The 21,998-nt window shown below is 31.2% G+C and carries 15 protein-coding genes; 6 read left to right on the top strand and 9 right to left on the bottom strand.

Going from position 1 to position 21,998, the window contains the following annotated elements; genetic code table 11:
• Positions 1-23: 23 nt before the first annotated feature.
• From H0I23_RS11540 to lysS, 5 genes are all read right to left on the bottom strand, one after another.
• The gene (locus tag H0I23_RS11540) at positions 24-464 is read right to left on the bottom strand and encodes a hypothetical protein (protein WP_216783449.1); all 441 of its coding nucleotides are present in this window, start codon (positions 462-464) and stop codon (positions 24-26) included.
• Between the two features lie 141 nt (positions 465-605).
• Positions 606-800 (bottom strand): hypothetical protein, encoded by a 195-nt coding sequence (locus H0I23_RS11535; RefSeq protein ID WP_216783448.1) that lies wholly within the window; start codon positions 798-800, stop codon positions 606-608.
• 182 nt (positions 801-982) lie between these two features.
• Positions 983-1,156, bottom strand: coding sequence for a hypothetical protein (locus H0I23_RS11530; protein ID WP_216783447.1), 174 nt, complete (start codon positions 1,154-1,156; stop codon positions 983-985).
• Positions 1,157-1,328: 172 nt separating this feature from the next.
• Complete coding sequence (locus H0I23_RS11525; protein ID WP_216783446.1) at positions 1,329-3,821, bottom strand: zinc-dependent metalloprotease; 2,493 nt, start codon at positions 3,819-3,821, stop codon at positions 1,329-1,331.
• A 393-nt stretch (positions 3,822-4,214) separates the two neighbouring features.
• Entirely contained in the window at positions 4,215-5,906 is a 1,692-nt protein-coding gene (lysS, locus tag H0I23_RS11520; RefSeq protein WP_216783445.1) for a lysine--tRNA ligase, read from the bottom strand.
• Positions 5,907-6,059: 153 nt separating this feature from the next.
• On the opposite strand from lysS, the gene H0I23_RS11515 reads away from it, so the two are divergent.
• On the top strand, positions 6,060-6,215 hold the full coding sequence (locus H0I23_RS11515) for a YqaE/Pmp3 family membrane protein (protein WP_216783444.1): 156 nt from the start codon (positions 6,060-6,062) through the stop codon (positions 6,213-6,215).
• A gap of 28 nt (positions 6,216-6,243) precedes the next feature.
• Positions 6,244-6,960: a lipoyl(octanoyl) transferase LipB gene (lipB, locus tag H0I23_RS11510; RefSeq protein ID WP_216783443.1), complete on the top strand. Its 717-nt coding sequence runs from the start codon at positions 6,244-6,246 to the stop codon at positions 6,958-6,960.
• Positions 6,961-7,000: 40 nt separating this feature from the next.
• Here the strand turns inward: lipB and H0I23_RS11505 are convergent, their stop codons facing one another.
• Both H0I23_RS11505 and H0I23_RS11500 read right to left on the bottom strand, forming a co-directional pair.
• Positions 7,001-9,454 carry a ribonuclease HII gene (locus H0I23_RS11505; protein WP_216783442.1) on the bottom strand — a complete coding sequence of 818 codons (2,454 nt, stop codon included), beginning with the start codon at positions 9,452-9,454 and terminating at the stop codon, positions 7,001-7,003.
• A gap of 55 nt (positions 9,455-9,509) precedes the next feature.
• Positions 9,510-10,106: a ribonuclease HII gene (locus tag H0I23_RS11500; protein WP_216783441.1), complete on the bottom strand. Its 597-nt coding sequence runs from the start codon at positions 10,104-10,106 to the stop codon at positions 9,510-9,512.
• Positions 10,107-10,438: 332 nt separating this feature from the next.
• Between H0I23_RS11500 and H0I23_RS11495 the strand changes: the two genes are divergently transcribed.
• The 4 genes from H0I23_RS11495 to H0I23_RS11480 all read left to right on the top strand — a co-directional run bounded on the left by H0I23_RS11495 (position 10,439) and on the right by H0I23_RS11480 (position 16,844).
• Positions 10,439-13,504 (top strand): TonB-dependent receptor, encoded by a 3,066-nt coding sequence (locus H0I23_RS11495; protein ID WP_216783440.1) that lies wholly within the window; start codon positions 10,439-10,441, stop codon positions 13,502-13,504.
• A 21-nt stretch (positions 13,505-13,525) separates the two neighbouring features.
• A complete protein-coding gene (locus tag H0I23_RS11490) occupies positions 13,526-14,968 on the top strand; it encodes a RagB/SusD family nutrient uptake outer membrane protein (RefSeq protein WP_216783439.1) in 1,443 nt (480 codons plus the stop codon).
• Positions 14,969-14,981: 13 nt separating this feature from the next.
• Positions 14,982-15,716: a DUF1735 domain-containing protein gene (locus H0I23_RS11485; RefSeq protein WP_216783438.1), complete on the top strand. Its 735-nt coding sequence runs from the start codon at positions 14,982-14,984 to the stop codon at positions 15,714-15,716.
• Between the two features lie 411 nt (positions 15,717-16,127).
• Entirely contained in the window at positions 16,128-16,844 is a 717-nt protein-coding gene (locus H0I23_RS11480) for a hypothetical protein (RefSeq protein ID WP_216783437.1), read from the top strand.
• 58 nt (positions 16,845-16,902) lie between these two features.
• Here the strand turns inward: H0I23_RS11480 and H0I23_RS11475 are convergent, their stop codons facing one another.
• On the bottom strand, positions 16,903-17,622 hold the full coding sequence (locus H0I23_RS11475) for a hypothetical protein (RefSeq protein WP_216783436.1): 720 nt from the start codon (positions 17,620-17,622) through the stop codon (positions 16,903-16,905).
• On the bottom strand, positions 17,619-21,890 hold the full coding sequence (locus H0I23_RS11470; protein WP_216783435.1) for a thrombospondin type 3 repeat-containing protein: 4,272 nt from the start codon (positions 21,888-21,890) through the stop codon (positions 17,619-17,621). Before H0I23_RS11470 ends, H0I23_RS11475 begins: the two co-directional genes overlap by 4 nt.
• Between the last annotated feature and the right edge of the window lie 108 nt (positions 21,891-21,998).

The following is a 21,998-nucleotide window of genomic DNA, read 5'->3' as shown; positions in this document are numbered from 1 at the left end:
ATTCATCTCGGTTTTATTTATTTTTATTTTCTGTCCTTATTTTTGTGACTACTTTTTTTATTGTCAGAATTTTTTTTATTTCTTCCTTTTTGATGTAGCATCATCTTTTCCCATTTTTCAAATTGCTCTTTTGATAAAATTGATTTCATTTTTTCTTTTTGAGCGATTTTATGATCAAGCATTTCAGATTCTTTTTTGTAACGTTCATCAGAACTTAACCTTTTGTTTTCGTCACTTTTTCTGAGTGTTTTAAACTCCTCCATCTTAGCTTTTCTAACTTTTGCATTATCAAGATTCAAATTGTAAATTTTTGTCTGTTGACTCTCATTTAAATCTAAAGCTAGCGTCATCTTTTTTGTAGAAAGCGTTGCGTGTTGTTCAGGAGTATAATTTCTTTTTTCTCTGTTTTGAGCAAAAGAGTTAAACCCTATAAAAAGTAGTAAGATTAAAATTGATTTTTTCATAATTCTATTTTTTTAAATTTATATCTATAGGACTCTAGCAGATGTAAAAGGTTTAAAAACAATAGAGTAATTAGTTTTTATTTAACAAAAAAAGCGAACTGGTTAAGTTCGCTTTAAATTAATATGGTAGGTTGGTATTTTTTAATTTAAACTATCATCAATGCTTTCAGATTCAAAATTTTCCTCATCATTTTCCAAATCTATCATTTGTATTTTTGCAAAATTTTCAGACTTTAAATCATTCTTTGTATTTTCATTTTCAATAAAATAGTTATAGAATAATGCACATGCAATAAAGCAAATTAAGTATATAATACTTTTATTTTTAGGTTTCATAGTGTAATAATTTGGGATTACAAATGTAGGAAAAAACTTTATTAAAAAAATGCTTATGTTGTGAGAGTCTTGTTTTTTGTGGTTAACATTAAAGACTTTAATGTTCTGTAAATTCAATGAGAACAGTAAATAAAATAGGCATGAGTATATCATGCCTATTTTTAAAATATGTTTTTGTTATTTTAGTTTAAACCGTAAATATTACTTGTAGAAGCAATATCAATTTTTTGAGTGCTTTGATTTTCTATAGCACCAAAATTACCCTGATTAGACTCTTCAGTATCTGTATAGCTGTAAAGTATACAAGTAACTACTAGTACTGAAAAATAAACAATACTTTTTGCTTTTTGTGTCATGATCTGGGGGTTTTATTTCCTTAAATCTAATAAAAAAAAAGTATCGTAATTATTCATTGTTGTCAAACAGTTGTTTTTTGTTGTTTAATAACAAATAGCTGTAGTTAAGTATTTTTAGGTTAATAAAAAACTACAGCTATGTATGAATAAATTTGGTTTAAAATAAAGCTGCTTATTTTGGATCTAATATCATATCAATTCTCTCAACAGCATCTTGTAAGTGGTATTTACTCATTGTATCTGATGTTCTATTGATAGCACTTTTAATAGCTCTGTTTAAAGTGTTTAATTCAGCTCTTGCAACTGATCTAATGTCAGATTGGCTAGTGTTCACAGCTGTAGATTTAACATATGGACTCGTCCTTCTGCTAACCTCTTGAGATTTTGTAGTCATTAAATAAGCTAATCTATCAATATGTGCTTTTTGTAAATTTCTTCTATAGGTGTCAATTTTACTTCCTCTCGAAAGTTCTGACCAAATACCATTTCGCAAATCTTTCATCATAGAAGTTAGCGTGTAGGCACTGTTTCCGTTAAGAGTTTCATTTTCAATAATACGAGCCATTTTACCTAAATTTAAAATGTTATCTAGTGTTCTAACTTGTATAGAGCGTAAACGTTCGATTGAACCAGTATATTCAATTTTATTAAAAATACTAGTATCTAGCAGCCAAGTAGGAGTTTTAAATAATTCATTTTGAACAAATAAAAGGCTATTTTTTTGACGTTCTTTATCTACAGGGGTATAAACATTTCCTTCTTGATCAAAAGTTTTATAATGTTCGTAAACACCCCCAATGTTGTTAGAAACATGCCCCATGTATCTGTTATATTGTGATAAAACTTCTTTATATAAAATGCCTAAATCATCATAGGTTTTACCGTCTTCAGCAATCCAACTTGCTAAATTAGGAACTATTCGTTTTAAATTAGCAATACCATATGTACTTGCTTTAATAGCATCATCACCTAAATCTTCTGTTTGAGAACTAGGGTCTACAACATCTCCAGCTTGTTGATGTCCAAACCTATATAAAGGGTCTCCAGCATGTTTTAAAATCCAGCTATCTAATGTTTTCTTTTCATCTTCAGCTGTTTTTTCTAAAATAGGCCTGTAACCCCAGCTAATTGCATATTTATCATAAATTCCTATTTCAGGCATTAAAGCAACGCCTTCATCACCAGGTTGGGCAACGTAATTAAAACGAGCATAATCCATTATAGAAGGTGCAGTGCCGTATTTTTTAGTAAAAGATGCTGAACGTAAAGAATCAACTGGGTAAGCAACACTGCTCCCCATATTGTGAGGAAGCCCTAATGTGTGACCAACTTCATGAGAAGAAACAAAACGTATCAAACGTCCCATTACTTCTTCTTTAAAATCTGTTCCTCTAGCATCTTCATTAATAGCCGCAGTTTGTATGAAATACCAGTTTCTTAATAATGTCATTACATTATGATACCAGTTGATGTCAGATTCTAATATCTCTCCAGTTCTTGGATCACTAACGTGAGGTCCGTTTGCATTTGGGATAGGTGAAGCTAAATATCTAACTACAGAATAACGTACATCTTCAGGAGACCATTCTGGGTCTTCTTCTTTAGTGGGTGGGTCTTTAGCTATAATAGCTTCCTTAAAACCAGCAGCTTCGAAAGCAACTTGCCAATCTTCAATACCTTGTTTTATAAAAGGCACCCATTCCTTAGGTGTTGCCCTGTCAACATAATAAACTATTTGTTTTTTAGGAACAACAAGCTCCCCTCTTTTAAATTTCTCAAGGTCTTCATCTTTAACCTCTAATCTCCAACGATCTAAAAAGTTTATCGTTTTACTTTTTTGAGCTTCTAAACCATAATCTACCTGACCACGAGCAAACCAACCAACACGTTCATCAAAATAACGTCTTTTCATAGGGTTAGCAGGTAGTAATATCATTGAATTGTTTATCTCTATAGATATTGTACCTAAACTGCTGTTAGAAGGTGAGTTGCTTGCAGTATATGTTTTTACATGTCTGGCTTCAATATTTAATGGGTAACTTTTTACAGATTCGATATAGCTCTTATCTGCATCTAGTCTAGACACTTTATATCTTTTTCTGTAAAAATCAGGCATGCCTAAAGCGTTAACATCTTTTTCGAATAAATCGTTAACCTCTATAACTGTAGCTGGTTTTAAAGAATCTTTCTTAAAAGCTTTAATATCGAAAGAATATAAAACAGGTTCGAAATTTGAATTTACAACAGCTTCATGAACAGGTAAAGAGTCAGCGGCAACAACATCATACGATACAACTCGTAGTAATACTTTTTTGTCTCTTTTTTCCCATTTTAATACTTGAGTATTTATTTTTCCTCCACCAAAACCTATGCCATTTGCCGTTTTTGATATTCGGCTAACCATAAGCATTTCTTTATTAAATAAAGAGTCTGGAATTTCATAAAAAAAATTGCTGTCTACAGTATGTACTTTGAAAAGTCCTTCGTCTGTGGTAGCCTCTTTAGTAATAATCTTGTCATAAGGCTGAATATCACCTTTTTTAGCAGCTGTTTTTTCTTCTGATTTAGCTACTTTTTTCTTTTTAAAAATCTGAGCTTGGGTTGTCGTAAAACAACCTACTAATAAGAAAACAAAAAGTGTTTTCTGAATTGCATTTTTTAACATTTTGATAGTTTAGTTTAATTAGTCTACTCCAAATAAAGAAAATTATAATTTAATTTATGTTAATGAATTCTTAACCAGCGTTGTTTGATAAATATGATAATTAAGGTTGAATTTGTATTTTAATAACAAATAAGCTTTAAAATCTAACTAACAGAGTTTATAATGTTAATTAAGTAGTAAAAGTGTAATAATATGCTTTTTTAAGTGTCTATTTGTGATGTTCGATAATTTATGCGTAATCGAAAAGTATTTTTTTATTGGAATTAGTCGATTCAAAACCTCTGTTATTCAGAGGTTTTGTTTTTTCTAATAATCTCAAAAGCGTTTAAAAAAAAGAAAGGGGGAAATCAATTGATTTCCCCCTTTAGTATAAAATGTTTGTGATAATAATTTTTAGTCTTGCAATTCTACAATTAAATCGTCATCAGTTTTCGTAACTTTTGTAACACCTAGTTTACCTAATCCTTTTAAACTTTTATCCCAAGCTTTATTGCTCAAGCCAGAAGCTTCTTTTAATTCTGCAAGAGGCATTTGTGTATTCTTTTTAAGAATTTCAAATATTATTTTTTCGTTATCAGATAAATCTAAGGCTTTTTTCTCTGGCCTCATTTGAGGGAAGAATAATACTTCTTGAATTGAAGCGTTGTTGGTCATTAACATTACCAAACGATCAATACCAATACCAATACCTGCTGTTGGTGGCATTCCGTATTCTAATGCACGAATAAAATCTTGGTCAATGAACATAGCCTCATCGTCACCTTTAGCAGATAATTTTAATTGCTCTTCAAAACGTTCTCTTTGGTCTATAGCATCATTAAGCTCTGAGTAGCAATTAGCTAACTCTTTACCGTTTACCATAAGTTCAAAGCGCTCTGTTAGAGCTGGGTTATCTCTGTGCTCTTTGGTTAAGGGGCTCATTTCTTTAGGGTAATCAGTTATAAATGTTGGTTGTACATATAAATGTTCACATTTTTCACCAAAAATTTCATCTATAAGCTTTCCTACACCCATAGTATCATCTACTTCAAGACCTAATTTTTTACCAACTTCTCTTAATTCCACTTCCCCTAAACCAGCAACATCATAACCAGTATGTTCTTTAATAGCATCTAAAATAGGAACTCTTGGGTATGGTGCTTTAAATTCAATTTCGTTATCACCAACTTGTATCTTAGATTTTCCATTAGCATCTACAGATATTTTCTCTAGTAGTTGCTCTGTCATATCCATCATCCAATTGTAGTCTTTATAAGCAACATACAATTCCATAACAGTAAATTCAGGGTTATGGGTGCGGTCCATACCTTCGTTTCTAAAGTCTTTAGAAAATTCATAAACACCATCAAAACCACCAACAATTAGACGCTTTAAATAAAGCTCATTTGCAATACGTAAGTATAACGGAATATTTAGTGCGTTATGGTGTGTTAAAAAAGGTCTCGCAGATGCTCCACCTGGTATTGGTTGTAAAATTGGAGTTTCAACTTCAAGATATTCTCTGTCATTAAAAAACTGTCTGATACTATTCGTTATTTTGGTTCTTTTAATAAATGTTTCTTTAACAGAAGGGTTTACTATTAAATCTACATAACGCTGACGGTAACGTAATTCAGGGTCGTTAAATTCATCGTGTATTTTTCCATCAGGGTCTACTTTTGGAAGAGGTAAAGGTCTTAGTGCTTTAGACAAAATTGTAAAATCTTTTACAAGAACAGTCTTTTCACCTACTTGAGTAGTGAATAACTCTCCTTCTACACCAATAATATCACCAAGATCGATTAGCTTTTTAAAAATGTCGTTATATTTAGAATGGTCATCTTCAGTACAGATCTCATCTCTATTAAAATACAATTGCACACGACCTTCACTGTCTTGTAATTCAGCAAAAGATGCTTTGCCTTGTATTTTCTTTCGCATTAACCTACCTGCAACAATTACTTTTTTACCATCTTTATAATCTGTTTTTATACTTTTTGATGTAGTATCTACAGGATACAAAGCCGCAGGGTAAGGGTTTATACCTAATTCGCGTAACTTGGTTAATTTCTCTCTTCTGATTACCTCTTGTTCTGACAGTTGCATTTTCTAAATATTAAGGCTGCAAATATAGGTACTATGCTCGAATTCATCAATCTGAGAAAAGTAAATATTATCATTTATAGGTTTTAAATAAAAAGTGTAACATATTTATTACTTTTTCGTCTAATAGATACAATCATCAATCAAAATCAAAAAATGAGTATTTGGAGAGTTATATTAGCTATTTTATTTCCCCCTTTAGCGGTTATAGGTAAAGGCTGCGGATCTATAATTATTGTGTTTTTACTAACCCTTTGTGGTTGGGTGCCTGGAGTTATTGCAGCGCTAGTAATTTTAAATAACCCAGATTAAATAATGTAAGCTTTGTATCTTTGTAGTAATGAATAAGAAAGTCATTTTAAAAGATTTAGGTCTAAAAGATTACAAAGAGACTTGGGATTATCAAGAAAGCCTTTTTAAGTCTGTTGTTGATTTGAAAATTAAGAATAGAAGGGAAGAGCTATCAATTGATACGCCTAATTATTTTCTATTTGTAGAACACCCTCATGTATATACTTTAGGTAAAAGTGGATCTATTGAAAATTTATTAATAGATGAAGCTCAGCTAAAAGCTAAAGGAGCTACCTTTTATAAAATAAATAGAGGCGGAGATATTACCTATCACGGCCCAGGGCAAATAGTTGGCTATCCTATTTTAGATTTAGATAATTTTTTTACTGATATTCATAAATACCTTCGTTTTTTAGAAGAAGTAGTGATTCTTACACTTTTAGAGTACGGTATTAAAGCTGAAAGATCAAATGGTGAAACAGGTGTTTGGTTAGATGTTGGTACTCCGTTTGCTCGCAAAATTTGTGCAATGGGAGTTCGAGCTAGCAGGTGGGTTACTATGCACGGCTTTGCTTTAAATATAAATGCAGATTTAGGTTATTTTGATTTAATGATTCCGTGTGGGATTAAAGATAAAGCGGTAACCTCATTAAATGTAGAACTAGGTAAGGATGTTGTAGATATGGAAGAGGTTAAAGAAAAGTTGAAAAAACATTTTGCAACTCTTTTTAAAGCAACGTTTATAAAAAAAGAAACCGAAGTTTAAAACTTCGGTTTCTTTTTTATAGTTAAATGCGTTTGCGTACTTAATTGATTTTGTAGACTATTAATGAATTTTCTAAATCTTTAGCCACAAGTTCAAGCTTTTTGTCGTTATTAATATCAGCTAAATCTATCAAAGAGTTTCCATAAATCGGGAAATTTTGAATGGGATTAGAATTGCTATCAAAAAGATAAATTTTCTGATTTTGAATATCAGTTACACTAACATATATTTTATTGTTTATATAAAATATTATGGGTTTAGAATAAAGTCCTAATTCTAGTTCAGTCTTTTTTCCTTTAATAGATATAACATTATCATTCATGGTTACTAAGGTGTTACTTGTAGTGTATAAACCGTGGTCTTTATTTAGTTTAAAATCACTTTTAGTAATTGCTCCATTTTGATCTACTTGGTGTAAAACACCTGCGGAATCTGTTGTTGAAATTTTATTTTTATACTTGAAAATTGAATTTCCAGAAAAGTTCATCTTTTCTTTTACTTGTATGCGGTCAGATCCGACTCTACTTAAAATTTTAAGTGTACCATCTTTTAAAGAAAATGCGATGTAATCTTTTTTCTGAATTCTAAAATGCTTAGGAGTGCTTGTAATAGGGCTGCTAGCATCTTTAAAATTGAATCCATTAACAATTTCACCTTTATTGTCATACATTTTCAACTGCTTGTTTTGAGTAATTAAAAATCTATAATCTTTGTTGTTTTCATAATCAAAAACAGCTAATTCTTTTAAATCACCTCCATCAAATTGTATATTGAATGGCTCTACAGTTTTTCCATTTCTATCTAAAATTAAAAAAGAGTTTTCAGTGGTAAACGCAAATTGTAGTCTTCCATTTTTGTAAATATCTACCTGTTCAATTTTTCCTTGTACCTTACCATCCAGTTGCTTTTTCCAAAGTACTTTCCCTTCTGTAGATATAAGATATAGGTTGTTGTCTTGATCTTGAACTATTATTTCTTTTTTGCGAGTTCTGTAGTTGGTTACAAACTGTGGTTGGGTGGCTATATCACTATCTAATCGTACGGTAAATAGTGGTGTAGTCATATTAACCTCACTTTGAGATATTTCTTTTTTTAGAATAATGCTAGTATGGGCAAAGTTATGATCACTAACAACTTGTCCAATCAATATTTGGTTAGCAAAATCAATGGATTTTATGTCGTTAGAAATTGAGCTTTTAAAATCATCGTTAATGAAGTCTTCGATGGCTTTAGGGGAAGCAATTAATAAAATGTTTGACTCATCTACAATACTTTTTTTACTTGTATTGTAGATTGATGATTTTTCAAAAGTAGCTTCGTTTTTATAACTGCTTATGATGTTTTGAAGAGTTTCAATATCTTCTGAGAAAACTATAGTGTTTTCTATAACGGAATAGTAATTAGTTTCAAAATCAGGCAGAATAGATTCAAAAGCAATTAAAAGATCTTTTTTATTTAAGCTTAATATATCATTGCCTTGGTAGCTTGAGTCTTTATTAGAAAAAAGAGTTAAGTACTCTGTAATGTGGTCTGTGTTGTAGGATTCAAGAATAACACTTTTTTTATTATTTGTATATATTATTCCTATTTCTTGAGCACTGTTAAAAACAGTGTCTTTAGTAGCTTTAAGCTCTAAATACTTTTGGTTGTTTTTGTGAAATTCGTCAAAATTATCAAAAGTGAACGAGGCTATTGCTTCTGAGTTTATAGGAGCATATAAAGGAGTATTGTTTTTTAAGGGTTTAACGTTCTCAAATAAGCTTATAAACTTAGTAGAAGAATTAGAGTTAGATATACCAGAAAGCTTAAATTCATTTTGTTCAGTTAAGAGGTCTAAAGAAACCCAGTCAGAAAAATCTGAAAGCTTGAATGCTGAATTTTCATTTAATAAAGATGATGTTATAGAATTGCTATTCAAGCTGTTTATGAAAATCACAGCAGGTTTAGTTTTATTAGAAGTGTTGTAAAGTTTTTTTAAATCACTATTAACTTCAGGTATTTCTTTAGTTCGTATTAAATTTTCTATTAATAATTGAGAAGATGTAATAAAAACCGATTCGTTTAATATATAACTATAAAAAGTTTCTGAGTTAAGGGTTATTTTATTGTAACTATAATTTTCATATGTAAGTTCTTCAATAGTTTTATTAGTTGCTTCATTTAAATCAAGTAACTTTATTGAGGTCTTAGTTTTTAAAAGAAATTCAAAACTTTCTTTGCCAACTTCAATTATCGAAATAATACTTTCTTCTTCGGGTTTTAAATAATCAAACAAATTTACTTTACCTTTTAGTTCCGCAAAGTGCTTTGTTTGTTTATATTCTTTTAAAAAGTTATTGTTTTTTAACTCACTTTTAAATAAATCAAAATCATTAATTTTTATAATGATTGATGCATTTTGTGGTATATAATCTAGTTGAGAGCTTGTTTTAGTTTCTTCTTTTTTACAGCTGAAAAATAAAATTAGAATAAAGGTGAGTATTTTAAACTTCATGAAAAGATCTTTTGACAAATTTAAAGTTTTCAAATATCTAAAGCAGTAAAGTAGTTTATATATTTAATTTTAATTGTTCGGGTAGCTGTCTGAAACTTTTTCTATGGTATTTTGTGACTCCATACTTCCGAATAGCTTCTCGGTGTTCTTTAGTTGGGTATCCTTTATTTTGTTTCCAGTTATACATAGGATGTTCTTCATGTAGCATATTCATAATTTCATCTCTATATGTTTTTGCTAAAATAGAAGCAGCAGCAATACTTAGATATTTTCCATCACCTTTAACAATGCACTCGTGAGTATGTTTTTTGTATTGCTTGAATCTATTACCATCAACAATAATATGGGTAGCGTCAGAATTTAATTGATCAATAGCTTTGTGCATCGCTAAAATAGAAGCGTTTAATATATTTATTTCATCTATTTTTTCTGGATTGATATGAGAAACGGCATAGCTAATAGCGTCGTTTTCTAAAATAGGTCGAAGAATATTTCTTTTTACTTCAGATAATTTTTTAGAATCATTTAAAATATCATTTTTAAAATCTTCAGGAAGAATTATTGCAGCAGCGGTAACGGGTCCAGCCAAACAACCTCTGCCAGCTTCATCGGTTCCTATTTCAAGAGGTAAAAAAAAGCACTTTTCAAGCATTTGTTTTTTCTGTGTAAAAGTAATTTTTTAACATGAATTATTTAGCTTGTTTGCAATACGAATATACTTACAAAATGATTTTATGCTTAGATGAATTCGCAATGAATAAACGAAAATCTCTAACAATTATATCCTTATGTTCTATTTCGTAATTAAAATATATGATTTTGAGTTAAAAAAATAAATTTATCATATTTTAAGATGAATTAATGTAATTATATCATAAAATATAACCTTTTTTTAACAAAAAGGGGCTTGAATGTCGATGTTTACTTGCTTTATTAACATTAAATTATCATTTTTGTCACAGACTAATTCAAAAATTTATTTAAATGAAATCGAAATTAACATGGATTTTAACGCCCTTGTTGGCGTTAATGATGAGTTTTTCTTTTGCGCAAGAGAAAACAATTGCGGGTACAGTGACAGACCAATCTGGTTTGCCATTACCTGGTGTTTCTGTTCTAGTAGTAGGTACTACTAAAGGATCACAAACAGATTTTGACGGTAATTATACCATAACTGCTACTGTTGGGCAGAAATTAAGGTTTAGTTATATCGGTCAGAAAACAGTAGAAAAATTAATAGGAGCTTCGGGTTCTATTAGTGTTCAATTAGAAGAGGATTCGCAATCTTTAGAAGAGGTTGTTGTTGTTGGTTATGGTTCAAGATCAAGAGAACTTTCTACGTCTGCAATTTCAACAGTATCTACTGAGAAAATTGAAGCTTTTGTACCTTCAACAAGTATTGATAATATACTTCAAGGTCAAGCGGCAGGTGTTCAGGTAACTGCCTCTAATGGTAGACCAGGTAACACGGCGTTTGTTCAAATTCGTGGAGTAGGTTCTATTAATGCTCAAACGACTCCTTTATATGTTATTGATGGAGTTCCAATTCCTATTGATACAGAAAGAGATTTTAATCCTATTAGTAACTTAAACCCAAGTGATATAGAAACTTTTTCTATATTAAAAGATGCGGCAACAGTTTCTAAATATGGTTCTCGTGGTGCAAATGGTGTAATTTTAATTACAACTAAAAAAGGTAAATCTGGTGATGCACAAATTAAATTTTCATCATCTTACGGTTTTGGTGAAATGATTCCTGATAATTACGATATCATGAATGCTTCTCAAAAATTAGAATTAGAGCGTCAGTATGCTGCTTTAGGTGTTGGAGCTGCTTCTAGTTTGCCAGGGGCTACTTCTACGCCTGCTGAATTAGCAAGGTTAGTTTCTTTAGATACAGACTGGAGAGAAGCTTTACTTAGAAAATCAGTTATTCAATCAAATAACTTTTCTATTTCAGGTGGAGATGAGAAATTGACATACTATATGTCTTTAGGTTATGACAAAAACTCAGGTATTATTGATAATATTGATGGTTTTGAAAGAATATCATCTCGTTTAAATACAAATTATCAAGCTAAAGACTGGTTAAATATTGGAATGAATGTTTCTGTTTCTCGTAGTACTACAGATTTACCAAGAGATAGAAATAATGTTCAGAACCCTTTTAGAGCTATGTACTCTTATAATCCTTATGAGCCTTTGTTTTTAACTAATAACGATGGTAGCATTGTTACAGATGATCAAGGAGATCAAGTATACAATCCAACAAGTCAAGGGTTTCCAATTGCTTTAGCATTACAAACAGAGCCTGAGGATACTAGAAACTTATTATTGATAGGTAATATTTCTGCAGGAATGACTTTTTCTGATAAATTCAGTAACAACTTCAGTGTTGGTTTAATTAACAATAGATACAACAGAACATCTCGTTCAATATCTGGTGGAGTATTAAACTCAATTGTTGGTTCGGCAGCTTTTCCTGGAACACAAACAGATGAATCTATTGTAGATTTTGAATACAATGTAAACAACATATTTACTTATAGTGATACATTTAATGGTTTACATAACTTATCTACAAGTTTCTTATTAGAATATAACGAAAATATATCTACAGATTTATTTGCGTCAGGTAGAGGTTTTCCTTCACCAAGTATTCCATACTTAGATGTAGCTGCAGAGCCTACAGCAGTTGGTTCTACAGAATCTAGAAGAATTTTATTCTCTCAAGGTTTATTTGTTGATTACGATTATGATGGTAAATATATTGTTTCAGGATCTGTAAGACGTGATGGTTCTTCTAGATTTGGACCAGATAATAAATTTGGATATTTTTATAGTGGTAGTGCAGCATGGAATATTTCTAACGAAAGTTTTATGGAAAATTCTATTTTCAATACACTTAAGTTAAGAGCTTCTTATGGTACTTCGGGTAACCAGAATATTGGTGATTTCAACTATTTGAATTTACTTGATTTTGCTAATACATATAATGGACAGACTACTGCATTACCTGTAGGAGTAGGTAACCCTCAAATACAATGGGAATCTCAAGCTATTTTTGATGTTGGTGTTGAATTTGGTTTATTTAACAATAGACTTAATGGTGTTGTAGATTACTTTAAGAAAAATTCAGATGAATTACTTTTAGATCGTCCTATCTCTAATACTGTTGGTGATGAAAATAATTCAATTTTTTCTAACATTGGGGAAATTGAAAACTCAGGTATTGAAGTTTCTTTAAGTGGAGATGTTATTAGAACAGAAAACTTTAAATGGACACTTGGTGGTAACATTACTTTTATTGACAATAAAGTTATTGCATTGGTTGATGGTGAAGACATCATAACAGGTACATTTGGAGATAATATATTAAGAGTAGGCGAAGAAATTAATTCGTATTACGCTGTAGAGTATGCTGGAGTAAACCCTGCAAATGGTGAGCCATTATATTACGATTTAGATGGTAATATCACAAACGAATACAGTACTTCTTTTCAACAAATTCAAGAAGGAAAATCGCCAATTGCAAATATTGAAGGTGGTTTTTATTCAGCATTTTCTTATAAAGGTTTTGGCCTTAGAACTGATTTTGTTTTTAAAGGAGGAAACTACATTTATAACAATCAACTTCAATCAGGTGTTGCAATAGGTAGTATTAATGCAAACCAAAGAGTTGATGCTTTTAATTACTGGAAGCAACCAGGTGATACAAATGTTTTACCTAGTCCTTTATTTCAAGGTGAAGCAGATCAGACTTCAACTAGATTTTTAGAGAAAGGTGATTACTTAAGATTACGTACTCTTACATTAGATTATAACATGCCTAGAAAAGCTTTTGAGAATATAGGTTTGAACTCTGTTAGATTTTCTTTATCAGGTCAAAATATATTCACAATAACTAATTTCAGTGGAGATCCAGAAGTTGGTATTGGTTCGGCAGAATCAGGTGAGCCAGGAGATGTTGGTTTTGTACCAGGATCATTTAATCTATTTAGCTATCCAAACACAAGATCATTTACATTTGGAATTGAAGTAGGATTTTAAACAAACAAAAAAAAGTTAAAAATGAAAAATAACATAAAATTATTAGTTCTTTTATTTTCGTTCGGATTTTTTTCGTCCTGTAACGATGAGTTAAATGACTTACAACCTTTTGTCGAAGGAAATCCAGAAACATTTTTTAATAGCGTATCTGCTTTTCAAAATGGTGTAGATGGTGCTTATAGACAATTATGGAACTATTATTCTGATACGGGTTCTGGCTTACAGGGTATTCCTGATATTTTATCTGATAATGTAATTCTTGCACAAACAGGTAGAAATTCTAATAGTGATTATTATAACTATAGATATACACCAGCTACAGGTGGTGCTATTTCTTTATATTGGAGTGAGGCTTATGAGGCAGTTAATGTCGCGAACTTAGTTATTGGTCAAATAGATAATTTAGGAGATGGTGCTGATAAAGATAATATTTTAGGTCAGGCATTAGCAATTAGAGCTTTAGCTCATTTTGATCTTGTTAGGGTATATGGAAAAATACCTACACAATCTGCAGATGCAAATGCTTCTTTAGGAGTTGTTTATATCAAAGTTGAAGATGGTGATACTTTAGATCCTTTTGCAGAACCTGCAAGAGAAACTGTTGCTAGTAACTATACTGAGATTATTGGTGACTTAGAAAGAGCTGTTCAGTTAATTGGAGATGACAATGGTCAAGGTAAATTAAATGTTGACGGTGTCTATGGTTTACTTTCTAGAGTATACCTTTATAATGGTGAATTCCAAAAAGCAATTGATGCTGCTGATAGTGTAAGCGTTCCATTGGCTACAGCAGAAGAATTAGAAGATCTTTATACAGATAGTAATGAAGCAGGTATAGTTGTTAAATTAGCTATTAATACTTCTGTTGAAAGTGCAGGTAATAATGTAGGAGTTTTGTATAGTCAAACAACTGAAACTGCAGATGTTTTAGAGTTTGCATTTGATTTTGATTTTTTCAACGGTTTTGATGCAAATGATCAAAGATTAGCTATTATCTCTTATATAGGTGAAAATACAGGAAATCAATACAATGCTATCTCTAAATTTTTAGGTGAAGCAGGTGAGGTTAATGGTCGTGTTGATGTTAAAGTAATGCGTGCTGAAGAGGTTTTACTTAACAAAGCTGAAGCTCAGTACGAATTGGGTCAAGATGCATTATCAACGTTAAACGAACTTAGAGATTTAAGATTTGTTTCTTATGCAGGTGGTGAAACTGGTCAAGCTCTTGAAGATGCTATCCAATACAACCGTAGAGCAGAATTAGCTTTTGAAGGTCATAGATTTTTTGATTTAAAACGTAGAGGAGAGCCAGTTATGCGTTCTACAATGGGTGATTTTATTAATGGCGGTGGAACATCTCCAGATTTCCCAACATTAGCGGCAGACAACTTCAGATTTCAATTGCCGATTCCTATTGCGGAGATTAATTCTAATCAAAATATGGTTCAAAATCCTGGATACTAAAACTTAAAAAATTATGAAAAAATATATATTAATATTATCTGTGCTATTTGCTTTTATCTCTTGTGAAGAGGAGTCAATAGTATTTGATAAAGAAAATGGGCAAACGGGTGTTTCCTTTGCAACAACTAGTTATAATCTTACAATACCTTCAGAAGGTGTAGCAATTGAAATTCCAGTAAATGTTACTACTGTTTCAAGTTCAGATAGAACTTTTAATGTTTCAATTGATGATTCATCTGTTGGGGCATCTGAAAATTATGCTTTAGCTTCTACGGTTACTATACCAGCAGGTGCTTATTCAGCTGTATTGGCAGTTTCACTTAATTTTGAGCCGTTAGTAGATGAAGAAGTTTATTCATTAGTGCTAAATCTTACCCCTATTGAAGGTGGTGTTGCTTTTGATGAAACGGCAACTATTACGTATTTTAAAGAATTACCTTGTAATGATATTGTAGTTACTGTTAATACAGATGCTTTTGGAAGTGAAACTTCATGGGAAATTACTGATGCATCAGGAGCTGTTGTTGCTACTGATGGTCCATTTTCTGATGCTGTTGAAACGGTTACTAAAGAAGTGTTTTTAGAAGATGGTTGTTATACATTTACTATTTTTGATTCATTCGGTGATGGTCAATCTGATGGTACAGTTACTGGTAATTATACAATTACATGTTCTGTTTTAAATATTATAGACGGAGGTGGTGCATTTGGTGCATCAGAATCTAAAGAGTTTTGTATAAACCAATAAGAGATTAACTTTTATTGTAATATAACTTCAAATCAGGCTAAAGCAATTTAGCCTGATTTTTTTTTGTTAAGTGTTCATCAAATAATGAATTAGAAATGGTTTGGAGTTAAGGTAAATCAGTTTTTTTTCCTAAAGTTTCAGAAACAGTTCGGTTTGGTAACCTGTGACTCTTCTTGTTTTTTAGAAGTCAGTAATGAGAAGAAAATTGTTTGGGAATTTGAAGGAGATGATTTTTATTGGAGATCGTATCATTATAATTTAAATAATGAAGCTATACCGTTCTTAAATATTAAAAACCCTTAACAGCAATAACTTAAAAATGACATAGAAAAGAATCGTTATTTTAAGTTTTTAATAACATTGTTTTTTATATCAATTATAGAATAAATAATTAAATTTAAAAAAAAATTTATGATCAAAATAACTAAACTTTTTACCTTAACCACAATAGTCCTTTTTTGTGTAAAATCATCTTTTGCTCAACAAGCATATTCGCCAGTACCTGAAGAAGGAATTGTGAATTTTGTAACAAGCACTACTGAAATAACAGATAGTAAAACTAATGGTACACCATATTTAAATGAGAGTTTTGTTGATGGTGAAATCATTGTAAATGATAAAGTTGAACTTGTTGGTAAAATGAGATTCAATGCTCATGGTAATGAGGTAGAAATATTAAATAATGATGCTATAGATTCTTATTACTCACTTCTAAAAAGGTCATACATAAGTGTGAGAATTGGAAATAAGAAGTATCGTATTTTTACATATAAAGATTCCAGAGATGCTGTTAGAACAAGTTACTTTTCTGATTTAAATGAAGGTGGTTTAAAGCTTTTGTTTAAACCAGAATCTGTATTAAAACAAGCAAGAAGGCCTAGTACATCATATGAAAAATATGTACCGCCAACTTATGTATGGAATAGTTCTTACTATATTTTAGATCAATCTAACAAGGACCAAGAAAATCATGCTATTAAAATAAAATTATCTAAAAATAATATTCTTGATTTTACTGGAGATAAAAAAGAAGAGATGAAAATTTATGTGAAAGAAAATAAATTGAACTTGAAAAAAGAGGAAGATGTAATTTCGTTTTTGAATTATTATAATTCTGTTTCTAAATAGAAACTATCTATTATTAAAAAAGCCAGAAAACAATTTAATGTTTTCTGGCTTTTTTAATTTATTCAACTCTAAACTCAAATAGTTCTGAATTTGAACTGTTGTTATAAGAATCTGTTGTTATCACTTTCCAATAATATATATTACCCGCTGCAATAGTTACTTGTATTGTAGTTTCTGTAGTGTCGCCTAATGAATTTTCTGGAGTTTCATTTGTTCCAAACAATATTTCATATGATGCAATATCGTTATCTACATCAGAAGCTGACCATTGTAAAGTAACAGTTTCAGTATTTGTAATTGTACTTCCTCTTTGAGGAGTTAGTGCAATTGCAGGAAAAGGAGCGTAATTTTGTATTCCTTTACCTTGATTGTAAAAAGACCATGTTTCACTAGTTGCAGTTGTACTTGTACCGTTTGCTAGTGATATTACATACCATTCATAAGGAGTTCCTCTATTTATACTAATATCTTTTTCATTAGTAGTAGATGTACTAGTTGTAATACTGCCTGTATCTAAATTCTTAAGTTTTATTTCATAAGAATCGGTATTTTCAGCACTTAACCATTCAAATGTTACCGTACTTCTACTATCATTGTTAGCATCAATTACCCCTTCATTACATTCCGTATCATCATCTGGAAAAATTAATAAAGCAGAACTAGGAGTTATTGCCACAGGAGTTGTAGGTTCTGTAGTGGGTTCACTTGAAGAACTACTACAGGAAAGTACTAAAGAGCTTAGAGTGCTAAATAAATATATGTATTTTAATTTTTTCATTTTCTTATGATTTTATAATTAGATAATGTATTACCTGATTTAACGTTTAAAAAATAAATACCGGTAGGTAAACCATCAACATTTATTTTAATCTCATTGTTTATAGGAGTCATTTCTTTACTCAAAAGGCTAGTGCCAGTTGCATTGAAAAGAGAAATAGTTATTTTCTCAGATGTATTTTGGCTTAATAGAATTGTTAAATCACCACCTTCAATTGGGTTAGGGTAAATGAATAACTCATCACTTAACATTATTTCTTCATTATGTATACCTTGGCAATCTAAGCTTGTTTTAACGAATACCTTTGTCGTTACGCTCTCTAAGGGCAGTGTGATTTCTTTAGCTGAAGTAATATAAATTTTATCATTTAAAGAAATTGTATATATTTCACCGCCAGAAAGCTTTAAAGTAACCTCATTATTTAAAGAGTTAACCTTAGAAGTTACGGATAAAGCATCAGGTTGTGAAACAGTTAAATCAAAGCATGTTTCATAATTAGGTTGCCCTTCTACAGTTAAGCATAACTGATACGTGCCAGATGATAAATCTGTAAACGATGTAGTGTCAGAAAAACTAATATCAATTGAGTTGTCTGTGTTTGTAAGTGCTGCGTTATAAGTATAAGATTTATTTTGAGCAGTTATAAAAATATTTCCATTGTTACTTGAAGAACAGGATTCTCCAGTTGTAATAATTTGAAAATTTGTATTCGGTAGCGAGAATACTTCACACCCGGTTGTATTTACGGTTACTCCAGTTTCAGTATTGTCACATTCGTCAATACTATTAGGTACGCCATCATTATCACTGTCTTCGTCACATAAGTTGCCAATGCCATCTAAATCATCATCTTCTTGATTTGGATTAGCTATTAATGGGCAATTATCATCTATATCTAAAACACCATCATTATCATCATCAGAATCACAAACATCTCCTTCGCCATCACCATCAGTATCAAGTTGATCTGCATTTGCTATTAATGGGCAATTATCATCTATATCTAAAATACCATCATTATCATCATCATCGTCATCTAGTAAACCATCAACAACTAAATTATCTATTATGGCACCTTCTCCAGTAACGGCAGGATCTGATTGAAATACAATTCTGAACAAAACATTAGTTTCAGTAGTAAGATCTTGCTCTCCGTTTGCTGCGTTTGCAGTAAAATCATAACTATATTCTGTAATTTCTGTATTTTCTCCTGTCCATTGTGCGCCTGGACAATTTTGACAATCATCGGCCTCTTCTGATTTTGCATTTGTACGATTGCTATTGTACCAATTAGGTTGGCTATCAATATTACCTAAAACACCCCAGGTACTTCCACTGTCTATCGAATACTCAACATAAATTATATCAAAATTTAACTCAAGATCATAAGCCATATCAAATTTAAGTACAGGAGCTAGAATTGAAGTCATATCATAGCAATTACTTAAAAGATTTGCTTTAGTGCTATTAGGGTGATTACCGCTTAAGTTTGTGCCATATACATTTGTACCAGAAGAAGCTTGGTTTAATTTAGACCCAGTTGGCACTCCTTTTTGCCAAACACTCTCGGCGTTTCCGTCATTATATGTTATAAGTGATTCTTGTTCGGTTTCAAAAGTGTTGATAACCCCACCAATATCTGTTTTATTTACAAAGAATCGATTACTTAAGTTGTTATTATCATCATAAGTATCATTTTCAATCGTAGCTGTTAAGTTAATGTTAGACTCGCCATAAATAGCAGCTGTCTCTAAAGGCAGTTCTACTGTGGTGGTTTCATTACTTAATAAGTTACCAGACCAAGTAAAATTTTTAATAGCACTATCGCCTATAGTATAGCTAATTTCAATTGTTGTTATTTCATTAAGACCTTGGTTTTCTACAATCGCAGTTGGAGCAAATTCATCACAGAAAACAGTATTACTATTTGGTGAGATAGAAATTAACCTAACTTCATTCTCAGGTATTTGAATCGGAATTGTAGATTCCCAAACTCCTCTTCCGTAAGTAGATGCTATGATTTTTTCTCCATCTAAATTTATTTCTAAATCACTAATAGCAACATTTGGTAAGTTTGTATAATATTCTTCCCATTCTGTTAAGGTGTCATCTAATCTATAAACACCTAAACTTGTACCTACATAAATAGGGTTGTCTGTATGCCTGCCTTGATGAGCAATAGAAAAAAATGCTTGATCTGTAGGTATATCATATGTAATGTTTTCAGATGTTATAGTGCCTCCGTCAATAGTTATTTTGAAAACGCCTCTCTCTGCAGGCTGTTTGCTTAGTTCAACACCAACTCTATCAGAAGTGGTTGCGTAAATTATATTACTGTCGTTACTATTAATTGCAATATCAGAAATTTCTGAATCTAAAATTTTAATAATAGAAAAGGTTGCTCCGCCATTACTACTCCTGTATAATAGGTTGCTTTCAGCAGCAAAAATAATGTCTGGATTTTTTGGGTCGATTTCTATATCATCAATATTACCTGTTCCTATTGATGATGATATTTTTGACCATTGATTATTTACTAATTTATAAAGAGCATCAAAACCTGCGTAAACTGAACCATCAGAACTTATCGCTAAAGGTGTAATCCAATTACCTTGTATTGTATTTCCGTTAGTGTCGCTGGGTGCACCTACAATTCCGACCGATTGGCCAGAATCTGAAGAAATAAAGAGGCTACTGCCAAACTGAACAAATCCATAAATTAAACTACTGTTGTTTGGGTCAATTTCGTAATCCATCCCATCTCCACCAGTAAATACATTCCATTGCTCTTGGTCTCTAATGAAGCCTGCATTGTCTTGTAGTCCACCAGTAATTTTTCCTGAGTCATTTTTTGCAACTGAAATTCTATAAAACTGACTAATAGATAAACCAGCAGTATAGTCATTAAAAGAGCTTCCTCCGTTTTCAGACATGTAAATACCTCCGTCACTACCAACAAATAATTGATTATTAAATATTTTGATAGTATGTATATCTGCATGTGTATAACCTTGGTCACTTACATTCCATCTATTTATTCTAATAAAGGTGTCACCACCATTAGTGCTTTTCCATACATTTAAACAACCCGTATAAACTTCATTAAAATTAGAAGGAGATACTTCAATTGCTAAGTCAAACCAAGCTTGGTTTGATTCGAATATATCTTGCCCACTAGCTGTTCTTTCAAAACTTTCACCACTATCTAACGATTTATAAAGTCCGCCAAAAGCAAAGCTATTACCACCTGTTAATGCTCTAAGTATATATACACCAGAAGGGTTAGATTCGCTGACTCCAATTGCTAACCTTCCAGAGTTAACAGGCAATCCATTTGTGATTTCGATAAAAGTATCTCCTCCGTCTGTAGATTTTGAAAACGAATTAGAGGTAACTGCATAAATTGTATTTGGACTATTCGGTTTTAATTTAAAGTCTTGAACGTTACCACCTAGTTTTACTTCCCATGTATTTCCTCCATCAGTAGATTTTTGTAAGCCATTACTTGTGCTTACCCAGATAATATTAGAATTTGTCGGGTTAATGGTTATTTCACTCATTAAAAGGTTTATGTTTGAATTGCTAGGGTTTAATCCTGTTTCATTCCAGGAGTTTCCGCCATCGACAGATTTAAAAACACCAACGCTATATGAATCTGCAGCATCATCATCACCAGTAGCTATATATACAATTTGAGAATTGTTTGGGTCAACGGCAATACCCGAAACACCTATTTGTGGAAAATCATCAAACAAATTAACCCAAGAAGATCCATTATCAATTGATTTCCAAATACCTCCAGCAGGAGCTCCAACATACCAAATGTTTGTATTATTAGGGTCTACAGTAATTGCGTTGATTCTTCCTTGTCCAGATAATGCACCTGAATAAGTATCGTGGGTAAAAGGGCCTATAGCATTCCAATTTGCTGTAGGGTTCAGTGCTTTTCCAATGCTACCTTGCTTTGCTTTCCAAGATTCCCATAATTTATTAGGTGTTGGTAAATTCCCATCTTTATCTATATAATAACCCCAATAGTTTTCCCATCTCTTATAAGGTTTAAATCCACTTCCCTTTTTTGTATAATCTTTGTTTTCCCAGTATTCATCAAATGCTTTTGATATATCATAAAGTGAATGGGGTGTGTTATTCTTTTTGGAAGAAACACTGTTTTTTTCTAAAGTATCCATCCAAGGCGCATTTTGGTTAAATTGCGCATATGAAAACGAAGAAATAATGAAGCAAATAAAAAATAACTTTCTTAGCATTTTATCTTTTTTTGTAAATATCTCATAAATTACTAGAATTTCATATTTTTTTTCTAAAGAAAAGTTAAATAGTTGGTAGTTAAAATATAAATGACTATTGAGTATTCG

Origin of the sequence: Cellulophaga sp. HaHaR_3_176 (genome assembly GCF_019021925.1) — a bacterium.
GTDB lineage: Bacteria > Bacteroidota > Bacteroidia > Flavobacteriales > Flavobacteriaceae > Cellulophaga.
The sequence above is the reverse complement of the archived record's forward strand: the minus strand, read 5'-3'. Positions and strand labels throughout refer to the sequence as shown.